This window comes from Streptomyces sp. NBC_01255, assembly GCF_036226445.1.
Lineage (GTDB): Bacteria > Actinomycetota > Actinomycetes > Streptomycetales > Streptomycetaceae > Streptomyces.
Window position 1 is genome coordinate 3182372 of sequence record NZ_CP108474.1, and the last position, 12904, is coordinate 3195275.

Annotated in this window: 15 protein-coding genes; 6 read left to right on the top strand and 9 right to left on the bottom strand. The window is 72.3% G+C overall.

The window, feature by feature from the left end:
* Positions 1 to 140 precede the first annotated feature (140 nt).
* On the top strand, positions 141 to 815 hold the full coding sequence (gene trhA, locus OG357_RS13915) for a PAQR family membrane homeostasis protein TrhA (protein WP_329621446.1): 675 nt from the start codon (positions 141 to 143) through the stop codon (positions 813 to 815).
* A gap of 20 nt (positions 816 to 835) precedes the next feature.
* Here trhA and OG357_RS13920 read toward each other — a convergent pair whose 3' ends face one another.
* Genes OG357_RS13920 through OG357_RS13930 form a run of 3 tightly spaced genes read right to left on the bottom strand, consistent with a single transcriptional unit; the run spans position 836 to position 3042 of the window.
* Complete coding sequence (locus OG357_RS13920; protein WP_329621447.1) at positions 836 to 1840, bottom strand: glycoside hydrolase family 26 protein; 1005 nt, start codon at positions 1838 to 1840, stop codon at positions 836 to 838.
* 19 nt (positions 1841 to 1859) lie between these two features.
* Positions 1860 to 2483: a vitamin K epoxide reductase family protein gene (locus tag OG357_RS13925; RefSeq protein ID WP_329625587.1), complete on the bottom strand. Its 624-nt coding sequence runs from the start codon at positions 2481 to 2483 to the stop codon at positions 1860 to 1862.
* Positions 2484 to 2538: 55 nt separating this feature from the next.
* A complete protein-coding gene (locus tag OG357_RS13930; RefSeq protein WP_329621448.1) occupies positions 2539 to 3042 on the bottom strand; it encodes a DUF5949 family protein in 504 nt (167 codons plus the stop codon).
* Between the two features lie 149 nt (positions 3043 to 3191).
* On the opposite strand from OG357_RS13930, the gene OG357_RS13935 reads away from it, so the two are divergent.
* Positions 3192 to 3614 carry a tyrosinase family oxidase copper chaperone gene (locus OG357_RS13935; protein WP_329621449.1) on the top strand — a complete coding sequence of 141 codons (423 nt, stop codon included), beginning with the start codon at positions 3192 to 3194 and terminating at the stop codon, positions 3612 to 3614.
* Positions 3598 to 4464: a tyrosinase family protein gene (locus OG357_RS13940; RefSeq protein ID WP_329621450.1), complete on the top strand. Its 867-nt coding sequence runs from the start codon at positions 3598 to 3600 to the stop codon at positions 4462 to 4464. The genes OG357_RS13935 and OG357_RS13940 overlap by 17 nt, the downstream gene beginning before the upstream one ends.
* A 65-nt stretch (positions 4465 to 4529) precedes the next feature.
* Here OG357_RS13940 and OG357_RS13945 read toward each other — a convergent pair whose 3' ends face one another.
* From OG357_RS13945 to OG357_RS13970, 6 genes are all read right to left on the bottom strand, one after another.
* A complete protein-coding gene (locus OG357_RS13945) occupies positions 4530 to 4805 on the bottom strand; it encodes a chaplin (RefSeq protein WP_329621451.1) in 276 nt (91 codons plus the stop codon).
* A 290-nt stretch (positions 4806 to 5095) separates the two neighbouring features.
* Positions 5096 to 5608: a hypothetical protein gene (locus OG357_RS13950; protein WP_329621452.1), complete on the bottom strand. Its 513-nt coding sequence runs from the start codon at positions 5606 to 5608 to the stop codon at positions 5096 to 5098.
* A 121-nt stretch (positions 5609 to 5729) separates the two neighbouring features.
* A complete protein-coding gene (locus OG357_RS13955) occupies positions 5730 to 6677 on the bottom strand; it encodes a chaplin family protein (RefSeq protein WP_329621453.1) in 948 nt (315 codons plus the stop codon).
* Positions 6678 to 6836: 159 nt separating this feature from the next.
* Positions 6837 to 7103, bottom strand: coding sequence for a hypothetical protein (locus OG357_RS13960; protein WP_329621454.1), 267 nt, complete (start codon positions 7101 to 7103; stop codon positions 6837 to 6839).
* 224 nt (positions 7104 to 7327) lie between these two features.
* On the bottom strand, positions 7328 to 8353 hold the full coding sequence (locus tag OG357_RS13965; RefSeq protein ID WP_329621455.1) for a hypothetical protein: 1026 nt from the start codon (positions 8351 to 8353) through the stop codon (positions 7328 to 7330).
* A 277-nt stretch (positions 8354 to 8630) separates the two neighbouring features.
* Entirely contained in the window at positions 8631 to 8870 is a 240-nt protein-coding gene (locus OG357_RS13970) for a chaplin (protein WP_329621456.1), read from the bottom strand.
* Positions 8871 to 9252: 382 nt separating this feature from the next.
* On the opposite strand from OG357_RS13970, the gene OG357_RS13975 reads away from it, so the two are divergent.
* Genes OG357_RS13975 through OG357_RS13985 form a run of 3 tightly spaced genes read left to right on the top strand, consistent with a single transcriptional unit; the run spans position 9253 to position 12903 of the window.
* Positions 9253 to 10311, top strand: a complete 1059-nt coding sequence (locus tag OG357_RS13975; protein WP_329621457.1) for a DUF3344 domain-containing protein — start codon at positions 9253 to 9255, stop codon at positions 10309 to 10311.
* Positions 10277 to 11458 (top strand): glycosyltransferase, encoded by a 1182-nt coding sequence (locus tag OG357_RS13980; RefSeq protein WP_329621458.1) that lies wholly within the window; start codon positions 10277 to 10279, stop codon positions 11456 to 11458. The genes OG357_RS13975 and OG357_RS13980 overlap by 35 nt, the downstream gene beginning before the upstream one ends.
* Positions 11455 to 12903 carry a sugar transferase gene (locus OG357_RS13985; protein WP_329621459.1) on the top strand — a complete coding sequence of 483 codons (1449 nt, stop codon included), beginning with the start codon at positions 11455 to 11457 and terminating at the stop codon, positions 12901 to 12903. The genes OG357_RS13980 and OG357_RS13985 overlap by 4 nt, the downstream gene beginning before the upstream one ends.
* Position 12904 lies beyond the last annotated feature (1 nt).

The window sequence follows — 12904 nt, forward strand, 5'->3', positions numbered from 1 at the left end:
ATGCTTCGTAGCTGCTCATCCGGTGCCGACCGCACTCATTTGATCATCCGATGTTAGCGCCCATATGTCCAGAGGGCCGCACACGTGAGCATCGCCACTCATATCCGGGACCTACGGGCGCGTAGGTACGATTCGTTGTCATGACTGCAGCCACGCCGGAAGTGACCCCGATCGAGCTCCCGACGAAGCCCAGGCTCAGAGGATGGCTGCACGCGGGCATGTTCCCCGCCGTGATCGTCGCCGGTCTCGTCCTGGTCGCCTTCTCCGGCTCTCCCCGGGCCCGCATCGCCTGCGGAATCTTCGCCCTCACCGCCTGCCTGCTCTTCGGCATCAGCGCGCTGTACCACCGCGGCACCTGGGGCCCGCGCGGCGAGGCGATCCTCCGGCGCCTCGACCACGCCAACATCTTCCTGATCATCGCGGGCACCTACACCCCGCTCACCCTGCTGCTGCTCCCCGACTCCACGGCCAAGCCGCTCATGTGGGCGATCTGGGCGGCGGCCCTCGCCGGGATCGCCTTCCGGGTCTTCTGGGTCGGCGCCCCCCGCTGGCTGTACACGCCCTGCTACATCGCGATGGGCTGGGCCGCCGTCTTCTTCCTGCCCGATTTCATGCGCACGGGCGGCATCGCCGTCCTCGTCCTGGTGATCGTCGGCGGACTGCTCTACAGCGCGGGCGGGGTCATCTACGGCATCAAGCGCCCTAACCCGTCCCCGCGCTATTTCGGCTTCCACGAGGTCTTCCACTCGCTGACCCTGGCCGCCTTCATCGCCCACTACGTGGGCATCTCCCTGGTGGCCTACCAGCACGCCTGACGGACCTCGCCGGCCCGACTTCACGGACGGGCCGGCGCCCCCAGCGCGCCCCGGACGATCCGCGCCGACTCCGGATTGTCCGCGCACTCCCACACTCCGTGCGGGCAGTAGTCCGTCACCGTCTGGTAGACGGGCCGGTGCGCCGCGAACCAGTCGAGCATCCCCCGCACGTACACCGGATTGTCCCCGTTCCTGAAGAGCCCCCACTCCGGGTACGAGACGGGCTTCCCGTGCGCCGCCGCGAACCGCACGTGGTGTTCGAGCCCGTACTCCTCGGTCACCTGCTCCTCGAAGGAGAGCCCGGCCGGCTGGTCGTAGGCGTCCATCCCGATGATGTCGACGACGTCGTCCCCCGGGTAGCAGAGCGGCCACGCCACGGCGTCGAGCCCCCGGCTCGGGGTGAAGTCGAAGCGGAACCGCTGCCCCGCCACCTCCCGCAGCACCCCCACGACCCGCCGCCAGTACGCCTTCCAGGCCGTCGGGTCCGGGCCGCAGCGATGGCTGTACGTGGTGCCGTTCATCTCCCAGCCGAGCACCAGGACCGCGTCGCCGAGCCCGTGCTCCACGAGCCGCTCCCCCAGCACCCGGAAGTGCGCGTCGAAGGCACCGCCCGCCCCTTGCCGCAGCCCCGTGCGCACCTCCGTGTCCGGGAGCCCCGCCTCGTTGCGGTCGAGCAGCGGCACGTTCAGGACGAAGAGCCGTCCCGGCCGCTCCTCCTTCCACCGCGCCCAGGGCCCGAAGAGCGCCGGATGCCCCTCGATGTTGGACCAGCGGTCGCCGGGCAGGTACGTGTGCCCGACGGTCAGCGTCTCGCCGCCAAGCCAGGCCTGCACCTGCGCGATCCGCCGCACCCCGGCCTCGTCGGAGCCGGTGAAAAAGCCGGAGGGCACCCCCGGCAGCGGCTCCGGCGTCACCGGGGCCCGGCTTCCGGTGTGCCGCCCGCCGGGCGCGAGCCGCTCGTAGGGCAGCAGGAACACGAGAACGGCCGCGAGCAGCACGATCAGTGCGGCCCGCGGCCGGGACATCCAGGGGGAGGGTTTCACGTCAGCTCGTCCAGAATTCCCACCAGCGGGTCAGGATCAGCATCCCGATGATCCCGATGTGCAGGACGGGCAGGGCGAAGGCGAACTCGCCGAGGAAGGTCCGCACCCCGGCCGGGGCGGGCAGCAGCCCGGCCCGGACGTTGTGCGAGGTCACGTACCAGAACATGACGATGGTGGCGACCCAGGCCAGGCAGCACCACAGGCAGAGCGAGTTGATCTCGTACAGCGACTGGTACATGAGCCAGGTGCAGAAGCCGACCCCGAAGAGCATCCCGGCGTTCAGGCCGAGCCAGAACCAGCCCCGGTAGCGGGCCCCGGCGAGCAGCCCGGCACCGGCGGCGACGACGACGGCGTACGTGACGAGCCCGAGCATCGGGTTGGGGAAGCCGAAGACCGCCGCCTGCTCGCTCTTCATGATGTTGCCGCAGGAGACGACCGGGTTCAGGCTGCACCCGGGCTGGAAGCCGGGGTCCTCCAGGAGCTTGAACTTGTCGATCGTGATCACCCAGCCGGCCAGGACGCCCGCCGCCCCCGTGACCATCAGCATCCAGGCGAAGGCCCGGCCCGCGCCGAGCCCCGTCCCCGCGGTCTCCCGCGCGGACTCCTCCTGCCGCTGCCCGGGCATCCCGCCCCGTACGTTCACCGTCGCCATGCCGCGACCGCCTTCCGTTCTCTCGCGCTCAGCCCTGGAGGCGCCGCACCGGCATCAGGACGTGCGCGCACTCCGCGAGCATCTCCTCGTCGGAGACGAAGGAACGCAGCCGCGCCTCGTCGACCGGCTGCCCGGGGACGGCCTCGGGCCAGGGGCGCACGGAGCAGATGAGGTAGACCTGGCCGCGCTCGCGGGCGGCCGCCTCCCACTCGTCGGGCACCGGGCACTGCACCTTGAGGAAGGGCAGGTTGAGCACGGCGGAGCCGCCCTCGACGAGCAGCGTCGCGTTGATCCCGGCGTCCTTCTCCAGGTCGAAGAGCCGGTCGCCGACCGAGAGGTTCATGGACTCCAGGGCCGTCCGCATCGCCTGCTGACCGGCCTCCGGGCCGTCCCGGCCGTCGCCGAGCGAATACGCCATGAGGAACGGCGTGCCCGCCGAATCGGCGGAGGGTTCGCTGGACCACGGAATCACCGTGAGAGTTCCCAGCGGAGAGGCGCTGCGCGCCGAGGAAACGACATTGGAAGTGGTCATGAATCCGGATGCTAGTGGCCCAACCCCCCTCCCTCTTCGCCGATTTCACCCGAACGGTCGATATTCACGCCGCTGGCATTTCGAACGCAACGAACCCGGGTTTTCATCGTTGTGCCCTGAGGGCAATTGCCGACCCGAGGAGATCACTCATGATCGTCCCGCGCCGCGTCGCACTGCGGTCCCTCTTCGCCGTGGCGGTCGCCGCCTTCACCGGGGGCGCGCTCGGCCGCATCGCGACCCGCACCCCGCCGGGAGCACCGTCCGGGGCGCCGCGCGGCTCGCGCGACCCGCTCGCCTTCGACGAGATGTACGGAGGCCACCGCATCCGGGGCTTCTCCGGACCCGGCGGCACCCCGGCGGCCTTCGTCGACGGCCGGCCGCTGCATCTGATGCGCTGCGCCGACGGCGGTTACGTCTCGCCGATCGACCACTACGCGTCCTGCCCGACGCCGCTGGCGGCCACCCGCGCCGCCGTGGACGAGCTGGGCGCCGCCCCGCTGTCCCGGTTCGCCGCCGCCCATGGCGTCCACACCGACCCGACGGGAGGGAGCCCGCGTGGTGTACACGCGTAAGAACCAGCGCGACCTGACCGGCGCCGAGCGCCGGAAGTTCGTCGCCGCCGTCCTGGAGCTCAAGCGGACCGGCGCGTACGACGAGTTCGTTCGCACCCACATCGACCACTACACGGCCGACGGGGAGGGGCGGCTGCGGACCGCCCACATGGCGCCGAGCTTCCTGCCCTGGCACCGCAGGTTCCTGCTGGAGTTCGAGAAGGCGCTGCGCCGGATCGACGGCACGGTCTCCGTCCCCTACTGGGACTGGACCCGGGACAACAGCCCGGCCTCGTCGATCTGGGGCGAGGACTTCATGGGCGGCAACGGGCGCCGCGCCGACCTCCAGGTCATGACCGGCCCCTTCGCCCACTCCACCGGGCGGTGGAACGTCACGTACGCGATGTCCGAGACCCGCTTCCTGACCAGGGACTTCGGCCGGCCCCGCGATCCGGTCGCGCTTCCCACGCAGGCCCAGCTCGACGAGGTGATGCGGGAGCGGGTGTACGACGTGGCGCCCTGGAACTCGACGAGCGCGTCCGGCTTCCGCAACCGGCTGGAGGGCTGGGCCTCGGGCCAGGGCAACGAGCGGTTCCGCGTCCACAACCGCGTCCACCGCTGGGTCGGCGGGCTGATGCTCGGCGGCGGCTCCGTCAACGACCCGGTCTTCTGGCTGCACCACTCCTTCGTCGACCTGGTCTGGTCGCGGTGGCAGCAGCGCAACCCCGGGGCCGCGTACCTGCCGGCGGAGCCGCCGCCGCTGGGCGACGCGCAGTACCGCAAGGTCGTCGCCCGGCACGAGCCGATGGCTCCCTGGGGGGTCACTCCGGCGGAGCTGTTCGACCACAGCCGGATCTACCGGTACGCCTGACCCCGCACACAGGTGTGTCCCCCCGGCCGCCGGGCCGGGGGGACACACCTGTCGGACGAGGGGGATCAGCCGCCGTAGCCGCCGTTGTCGTGGCCGTGACCGTCGGCGTTGATGCAGGTGTTGCCGAAGGCCGGGTTGAGCAGGCCGATGACGTTGACGGTGTTGCCGCAGAGGTTGACCGGGACGTGGACCGGGACCTGGACGACGTTGCCGGAGGCGACACCGGGCGAGTGGGCGGCGACGGCCTCGGCGCCCGAGTCGGCGACGGCCAGGCCGGCTCCGCTGAGGGCCACGGCACCCGTGCCGGCGAGAACAGCGGCAGCCTTCGCGATGCGAGACATCAAGAACTCCTTGGACGTGGAAAGCGACCGCAGGAATCACGGCCGACTCCCCTTCAACGCCGGTCACACGGTCTGGTCACGGTCATTGCGCCGAACGAGACGAAAGAAATCCGAAAAGAGTCCGAAAAGAGATTGGCCCGCGGACGGAGGGCGCCCGCCGCCGGTTACGACGGGACGGGCCTCGGTCCACGGGCCGCGGCCATGCGACGAGCCTTCTCTGTAACGATCAACGACCCGTGGGGTGGCGGGGAAGAATCGTGTCTTCACCCGCGCGGGGGGGTGCCGCGGCGTCAGTGCGCGTTCGGCGCCAGACCGAGCTGGGGGTCGAGGGCTCCGCTGAGCACGGGGGTGAGGAGGGCGGCCTGCGGCTTCGCCAGGTCCGGAAGGCCGGCGAGCCCGTTGCCGCGCGGGGACTCCACGGGGTTGCCGACGACGGCGCCGGGAGTGGACGCCTTCATCTCCGAGTGCGGGCTGCTGAGGAGCGCCCGGCCGAGGTCGCTGCCGTCCAGGAGCTCGGGCAGCGGCGCGTCCACGACGGTCTTCGGGAGGGTGCCGGTGAGCGGCACGCTGGGCAGGGTGAAGTCCGGCAGGGAGCCGAGGCCCTTCTGGAAGCCGGTGGGCGCGCCGGGCACCGGGACGGGCACGCCGGTGGCCACCGTGGGCGCGTCCATCGGCAGTACGGGCTCAAGTCCCTGGAGCGGAACGATCACCGGTGCCTCGACGGCGGCGGCCGGGGCGGCCATGGCGGCGGAGGCGAGCGCGGTCATGAGGATTCCCATGCCGGCGTGAGAGCGCAGAGTCATGCGCTGTAGAACGAGCCGTTCGGGGGAAACGTGGCGGAATACCCCCGTGTGCAGCAACGCGTGAGGCCCTCACCGGTGAAGGTGAGGGCCTCGCTTGACGTTCCGTCAGCCCAGGGGGCCGTCAGTGACGGCGGGAGATCCGTCCGCCCCGGAGGTAGACGACGGTGCCGCCGATGATCAGCGCCGCACTGATGGCGGCCGCGCCCATGAGCGCGGGGTCGCTGCCGGTGTCGGGGAGTTCGGGCCCCGGCGGGGTCGTCGGGGTGCTCGGCTCGTCGGTCGGCGGGGTCCACGGCGGGGAAGTGGGCGGAGTGGTCGGCGGAGTGGTCGGCTCCTCACAACCGGGCTCCGGCTCCTCACCGGGCGCGGGCTCCTCGCACTCACCGGGCTCGTCCGGGTTGGTCGGAGGCGTCCACGGCGGCGAAGTGGGCGGAGTCGTCGGCGGAGTGGTCGGCTCCTCACAACCGGGCTCCGGCTCCTCACCGGGCGCGGGCTCCTCGCACTCACCGGGCTCGTCCGGGTTAGTCGGCGGGGGCGTGGTGTGCGGCGGAGTCGTCGGCGGCTCGGTGTGCGGAGGCTCGGTCGTCGGAGGCTCCGTGTGCGGAGGCTCGGTCGTCGGAGGCTCCGTGTGCGGAGGCTCGGTCGTCGGAGGCTCAGTGTGCGGAGGCTCGGTCTGCGGCGGTTCGGTGTGCGGAGGCTCGGTCTGCGGCGGTTCGGTGTGCGGCGGAGTCGTCGGGGGCTCCGTGTGCGGCGGAGTCGTCGGGGGCTCCGTGTGCGGCGGAGTCGTCGGGGGATGGGTCGGCTCGCCCGGCTCGTCGCCATAGCCGCCGGGTTCCCCCGCCTGGGCGCAGAGGTCGCCGACGGCCGCCGCGGCGAAGCCGCCGAGCTCCATGCTCTTGCCGCAGACGTCCGCGGGCAGGGGGCCCTGGACCTGACCCCCCGTACCGGGACCGGGGGAATCGCCCGTACCGGCATGGGAGTTGGCGGCAAGGGCGAATCCGCCGGTCAGCGACAGGATGCCGGTCGCTGCCGCTGCGGTGAGTACTTTCCTGCTGATGATGGACCGCATACCGCTCTTCCTCTGGAGAAAGGGAGAGACCGGCGAGGATCCCCCCTCGCTCCGACCGGCCAGTCCACGCCGACGTTCGCGTGGGATGGACCAGACAGTAGGGAGCGGGGCCCCACGTCAAGCGGGGGCCACACGGCGGCCGATCAGAAAATCATTCGATCAGCCGCCCAGCGGGAGACCGCCGAGCAGCGCGGAACCGCCCTTGCCGGCCTCGTTGAGCTGGCCCAGGGTGTCCGTGGCGGCCTTCACCGGGGAGCCGTCGGTGGTGCTGCTGAGCACGTCCGTCTTCAGTCCATTGGCGGCGATCGCCTCCAGGCCACCGTTCAGGCTGGTGGGGGTCAGCGCCTCCGTGGCCATGGCGGGCGCGGCGGCACCCAGCGCCGCGAGCGAACCGGCGACGATCGCGGCGACCTTGGTGGACTTCATGGGGAGAATCCTTCCTCTGTACTTTCAAGTCACGTTCCACACAGGGTTCTTGGCCGAATCCCGCGTGTTCTTCTGCCTTCTGTAACGAGAGGTGCGCTCCCCGGAAACTCCGGGAGGAAGGATTTCTCGACACTGCACCCGATCGATGTCGACCGGTGCTATTTGTCGCGCGAAGGCCCGTACCGGTGCGGCGGACGCCGGGCCGGTACGGGCCTTCGCGGGGACTACCTGACGGGAAGCGGGGGCTTGACCGGCAGGTCGGGGACGTCGACAGGCGGCTTCACGGGCGCGTCGACCGGCAGCTCGGGCGGGTCGACGGGCAGCTCCGGCGGATCGACGGGCAGCTCGGGCGCGGTGACCGGGAGCGCCGGAAGGGCGGGCAGTCCGGCCAGGTCCGGTGCGGGCAGACCGCTGCCGAGCACGGTGGCGACGGCCAGATTGACCAGTGACGTCAGGGTCGCGGTCACCTGCGGTACGACTCCGGCGGCATCGCCCGAGGTGACGGCGGCGAGCAGGCCGGCGACGGCCTTCTCAACCGTGGCGAGGGCGTCGTCCACGATGTCCGCGGGCGCGGCGGCGGCCTTCGCACCGGCGGCGACGGGCAGGCCCACCGGCGGCTTCACGGGAAGGTCGGGCGCGGGGAGATCCGGGGCCGGAAGGTCCGGCGCGGGCAGGTCCGGGGCCGGGAGATCCGGCGCGGGCAGGTCCGGGGCCGGGAGATCCGGGGCTGGGAGGTCCGGGGCCGGGAGGTCCGGGGCCGGGAGGTCCGGGGCCGGGAGGTCCGGGGCCGGGAGGTCCGGGGCCGGGAGGTCCGGGGCCGGGAGGTCCGGGGCCGGGAGGTCCGGGGCCGGGAGGTCCGGGGCCGGGAGGTCCGGGGCCGGGAGGTCCGGGGCCGGGAGATCCGGCGCGGGGGTTTCCGGCAGGGGGGCCGGGGCCGTGTTCTTGGCCTGGTCGACGGCCGCCGCGATCTTCGTTTTGAGGGCGTCGGCGTCGGCCGCGGGCAGTTGGCCCGCGTCGGCCTTGAGGGCTGCCGTGACGAGTTCGGTCACGGGGGTCGTCACCGAGCCGAGCTCGCCGAGCGCCTCGGCCTGGGTCAGCAGGGCGGCGGCTTCGGGGAGGGGCGCGTGGGCGGCCCGGTCGGCCGCGGAGGACGGATGGTGTTCGCCGGCGACGGCGGGTCCCGCCGCGCCGAGGGTGATGGCGGCGGATATCGCCAGGGCAGTGAATCGGCGTGTAGCCAGGGGACGCATATGTGTTCCTTTTCCTTATGCGTCGGACAACTTCTCTCCCACCGTGCCTGCGGGTATAGCCCTCCGCAACCGGGGAACTACTGAGCGCCACGTCTCCGTTCGAGTGAATCCACCCTCCCGGCCTGCCCCTCGAAGGGGCGTACGCCGTTGCACCGACCGGCGCACGACGGTGCGGCCGAACGAGTAGCCCACCAGTCCCCGCAAGGGAAAAGCCGGTGCGCCCACCCCGATCGGGGTGGGCGCACCGGCTTCGGAAGGACCGATCCGCTGTGCGAGATCAGACGTTGGCGCAGAAGTTGCCGAAGGTCGGGTTCAGCGCGCCGATGACGCTGACGGTGTTGCCACAGAGGTTGACCGGGATGTGGACCGGGACCTGGACGACGTTGCCGGAGCCGACACCCGGGGACTTCACGGCCGCACCCTCGGCGATGGAGTCGGCGGCGGCGACACCGGCGGCACCGGCGACCGCGGCGGCGGCACCGACGGTCAGGACAACGGCCTTGGCGATACGGGACATGGGGAAGTGCTCCTCGATCGAATTCATCCAACTCGGACTGCGCGGACTGTTCGGCCCGGCTCTCTCAACAACGCATCGGCCTTTCATCGGTTGCTCTCCCGAACGGGTGACGTTCAACCGATCTTTGGGCCATAAGAGGGCCATTGGAGGGACTGGGCGTGGAACAGCGCAACACGCTCAACGAGGAACCTGCCGCGCAGATACGGGAGTTAGCGTTTCCGAGCATCTAATGCTTACTATCGCCCCGCGTCGGGGTTATAACGTTCCCGAACGTTGCTTCCGGGCCGACCGCGCGTTCACCCATTTCGTGCGGACGACACCTCCCCCTCTCCCGGCCTTCTCGGGTCTTCCCTTCCTCCCCTCATCAAAGCGGAGAACCTGTATGCGGAATTCAGCGTTTCCTGCTGTGCGTCGCAGTGTGGTGTGCGCCCTGTCGTGTGCGGTGCTGTCCGCCGCGCTGCCGGTCGCCTCCGCCGCCGCGCCCCGGCCCGGTGAGGCCGCCCGCGTCCCCTTCGCCCCGCGCTACGAGGCCGAACAACACGGCGGGATCGTGCGGGCCGCCAACACCTCGGCGAAGGGCGCGAAGGGCACCGAGTCGGTCAACGACGACGCCTCGATCGCGTACGTCGACGTCGACAGCGACCCCAACACGTACAACTCCAGCCGTGCCGAGCTCCCGGTGCCCTCGGGCGCCCGGGTGAGCTGGGCCCGTCTGTACTGGGGCGGGAACCTGCGGGTGGGCGAGCAGAAGCCGCCCGCGGACAACGGGCGCGTCCTGATCGCCGAGCCCGGCGGCCAGTACAAGGCGCTGCTCGCCGACACCCTGATCGGCCACCGCACCGCCGGCGGCGCCGACGCCTTCCAGGCCTCCGCCGACGTCACCGAGCTGGTCCGCTCGGCCCGCTCGGGGCAGTGGACCGTCGCCCAGGTCAATGTCGCCATGGGGCGTTCGAAGGTCGGCGGCTGGGGTGGCTGGACGCTCGTCGCCGCGTACGAGAAGGCCTCGGAACCACTGCGCCGACTGGCCGTCTGGGACGGTTTCGAAACGGTCGGTCCGGGGGACGGTGAGCTGCGTGTCCCGGTCGGTGGAAAGCGTTATCCGAAGGGCGTGGGCGGACGTCTCGGCGTGATCGCCTATGACGGCGACCGCGGTACTTCCGGTGATTACCTGGCGGTCGAAACGAGCCCGTCCCGGAGCGTCCGAATGGCCGATTCCGCTAATTCTTCCGACGACGTCATGAACTCCAGCATCACCGAATTCGGCACCGGTCGGACGGTCCGTTATCCCGATGGTACGAACACTCTGGGGTACGACTCCGACGTCTTCGACCTGCGGGGGGCGCTGCGCGAGGGGGGCGATCGTGTCCATGTCCGGTTCGGCAGCCGGAAGGACACCGTCTGGCTCGGTGCGCTCTTCCTCCAGGCCGACGTCCGGCGCTGACGTGCGGCCTCCACGAGCGCCGGAAGCGCCGGACCCCGCGTCCGTCACCGTCCTGCACACGGTCCAGCCCGGTGACGGCGGGGTCGCCCGTGTCGTCGTCGACCTCGTCCGCGCCCAGCGCGCCGCCGGCCTGCGGGTCGCGGTCGCCTGTCCCCCGGGCACCTCCCTCTCCGCAGCCGTCCGCGCCGAGGGCGCCGAGACCCACGACTGGCGGGCCGGCCGGGACCCCGGTCCCCGACTGGTCCGCGAGACGAGGGAGCTGGCACGGGTGATCCGTACCGTCAGGCCCGGTCTCGTCCACGCGCACAGCGCCAAGGCGGGGCTGTGCACCCGACTCGCCCTGCGCGGACGGGTTCCGACGGTGTATCAGCCGCACGCCTGGTCCTTCGAGGCGGTCACCGGGACGACCGCGTCGCTCGCCCGCCGCTGGGAGCGGTTCGGCGCCCGCTGGACGGACCGGATCCTCTGCGTCAGCGAGGCCGAGCGCCGTACCGGCGAGGCCGCCGGGGTCGTGGCGGACTGGTCCGTCGTCCACAACGGTGTGGACGTGGCCCGGTTCGCGACCGACGGCCCGCCCGGCAACCCCGTACCCACCGTCGTCTGCGTGGGCCGGCTCTGCCGCCAGAAGGGGCAGGACGTGCTGCTCGCCGCCTGGCCCGCCGTCCTCGCGGAGGTGCCCACGGCCCGTCTCGTGCTGGTCGGCGACGGCCCGGACGGCGAACGGCTGCGGGCGGCGGCGGGCCCCTCGGTCCGCTTCACCGGCGCCGTCGACGACACCGTCCCCTGGTACCGGGCCGCCGACGTGGTCGTCCTGCCGTCCCGCTGGGAGGGCATGGCGCTCGCGCCCCTGGAGGCCATGGCGAGCGGCCGGCCGGTCGTCGTCAGCGATGTCGACGGGGCGCGCGAGAGCCTGCCGCCCACCCATGAACCCCTGTGCCTGGTCCCGCCCGAGGACCCGGCCGCGCTCGCCGCCGCTCTCGGCCGCCTCCTCGGCAGGCCGGAGCTGCGGCACCGTCTGGGCCGCGAGGCCCACGAGCACGTACTCAGCAGTTTCGATGTCCGGCGCACCGGCGCGGCCGTCGCGGACGTCTACCGCGAACTGGCCGGCGTGCGGGGGGCCGAACACAGAGAGCCGATTGCGCAGTGACCACGGAAAGTACCAGCGTTCCTCCCTCGCCGGGCCCCTGGCCCACGGCGGGCCAGGCCTTCGGCCTCGCCTCCCTCGCGCCGCGCCGCGCCACGACGGACCGGCTCGCGCTGCCGCGCCGCCCCGCCCGGCGGCGGTCCGGCGCCTGGCCGCTCGCGGCGGTCGACTGCCTCGCCGTCCTGGCCGCCGCCTCGCTCCTGAGCGCGGCGCACCACGACGCCCGGCTGCTGCTGCCGATCACGGCGCTCGTCCTCGTCCTCGACGGGCACGGGGGGCTCTACCGGCCGGCCGCGCACACCCGGCTGCTCGACGAGCTGCCCGCGCTCGCCTCCCGCGCCGGGGTCGCCTGGTGTCTGGCGGCGGCCGCCGTCGCCGCGTACTCGCCCGCCCTGGCGTTCGGGCCGCTGCGGCTCTGCGCCGCGTACGGCACGCACGTCGCCGTCGTGTGCCTGGTGCGCGCGCTGCTGCTTGCCCGCAGGCGGCGGGTGGCGCGGGAGCGTCCCCGCTCGGCGCTGGTCATCGGCGGGACGGGGGCCGCGCGCCGGTTCGCCGCGGCGGCCGCCCAGCACCCGGAGTACGGGGTGCGGCCGGTCGGGATCGTCGGCGTGCCGGAGCAGGGCGGAGCCGCCCGGGCGGTCGGGGAGGCCGGACTTCCGGTCCTCACCACGACCGAGGAGATCCACCGGGCCGTCATCCAGAACAGCGTGTGCGACGCGGTGTTCCTCGACGACGACCCGGGTCTCGTCAACCTCTTCCAGCACTACGGCTGCACCACCTGGCGGGTGGGCGGCCAGCGGCAGGCCGGGCCGATGGGGGAGCACGTCTGGGGGTACGCCTGGCGCCGGATCGTCCCGCTGGGCGAGCGCCGCGGGCTGACCGCCAAGCGCGCGCTCGACATCGCGCTCGCCGCGCCCGCGCTCGCGCTCGCGCTGCCGGTGCTGCTGCTGTGCGCACTCGCCGTGCGCGTCTCGGACGGGCCGGGCGTCCTCTTCCGGCAGGAGCGGGTGGGCCAGCACGGCCGCCACTTCACGCTCCTCAAGTTCCGTACGCTGCGGCCGACCGACGACACCGAGTCGGCGACCCGCTGGAACGTGGCGGGCGACCGGCGGATGAGCGCGGCCGGCGGTTTCCTGCGCAAGAGCTCGCTGGACGAGCTGCCGCAGCTGTGGAACATCCTGCGCGGGGACATGAGCCTGGTCGGGCCCCGGCCCGAACGCCCGTACTTCGTCGCCCAGTTCAGCAAGCTCCACACCGGTTACGCGGCCCGGCACCGGATGCCGGTGGGGCTGACGGGGCTTGCGCAGGTGCACGGGCTGCGCGGCGACACCTCGATCGAGGACCGCTGCCGTTTCGACAACCACTACATCGACCACTGGTCGCTCTGGCAGGACGTCTGCATCCTGCTGCGTACGGCGGCCGGGCTCGTCCGACCCACAGGGAGCTGAG

What these genes read in the sequence shown, in the direction of transcription:
- OG357_RS13935 (WP_329621449.1), top strand. Translation starts at nt 3,192, where the DNA reads ATGATCGTCCCGCGCCGCGTCGCACTGCGGTCCCTCTTCGCCGTGGCG.
- OG357_RS13950 (WP_329621452.1), bottom strand. Translation starts at nt 5,608, where the DNA reads ATGACTCTGCGCTCTCACGCCGGCATGGGAATCCTCATGACCGCGCTC.
- OG357_RS13960 (WP_329621454.1), bottom strand. Translation starts at nt 7,103, where the DNA reads ATGAAGTCCACCAAGGTCGCCGCGATCGTCGCCGGTTCGCTCGCGGCG.
- OG357_RS13925 (WP_329625587.1), bottom strand. Translation starts at nt 2,483, where the DNA reads ATGCCCGGGCAGCGGCAGGAGGAGTCCGCGCGGGAGACCGCGGGGACG.
- OG357_RS13965 (WP_329621455.1), bottom strand. Translation starts at nt 8,353, where the DNA reads ATGCGTCCCCTGGCTACACGCCGATTCACTGCCCTGGCGATATCCGCC.
- OG357_RS13920 (WP_329621447.1), bottom strand. Translation starts at nt 1,840, where the DNA reads ATGTCCCGGCCGCGGGCCGCACTGATCGTGCTGCTCGCGGCCGTTCTC.
- OG357_RS13930 (WP_329621448.1), bottom strand. Translation starts at nt 3,042, where the DNA reads ATGACCACTTCCAATGTCGTTTCCTCGGCGCGCAGCGCCTCTCCGCTG.
- OG357_RS13970 (WP_329621456.1), bottom strand. Translation starts at nt 8,870, where the DNA reads ATGTCCCGTATCGCCAAGGCCGTTGTCCTGACCGTCGGTGCCGCCGCC.
- trhA (WP_329621446.1), top strand. Translation starts at nt 141, where the DNA reads ATGACTGCAGCCACGCCGGAAGTGACCCCGATCGAGCTCCCGACGAAG.
- OG357_RS13975 (WP_329621457.1), top strand. Translation starts at nt 9,253, where the DNA reads ATGCGGAATTCAGCGTTTCCTGCTGTGCGTCGCAGTGTGGTGTGCGCC.
- OG357_RS13945 (WP_329621451.1), bottom strand. Translation starts at nt 4,805, where the DNA reads ATGTCTCGCATCGCGAAGGCTGCCGCTGTTCTCGCCGGCACGGGTGCC.
- OG357_RS13955 (WP_329621453.1), bottom strand. Translation starts at nt 6,677, where the DNA reads ATGCGGTCCATCATCAGCAGGAAAGTACTCACCGCAGCGGCAGCGACC.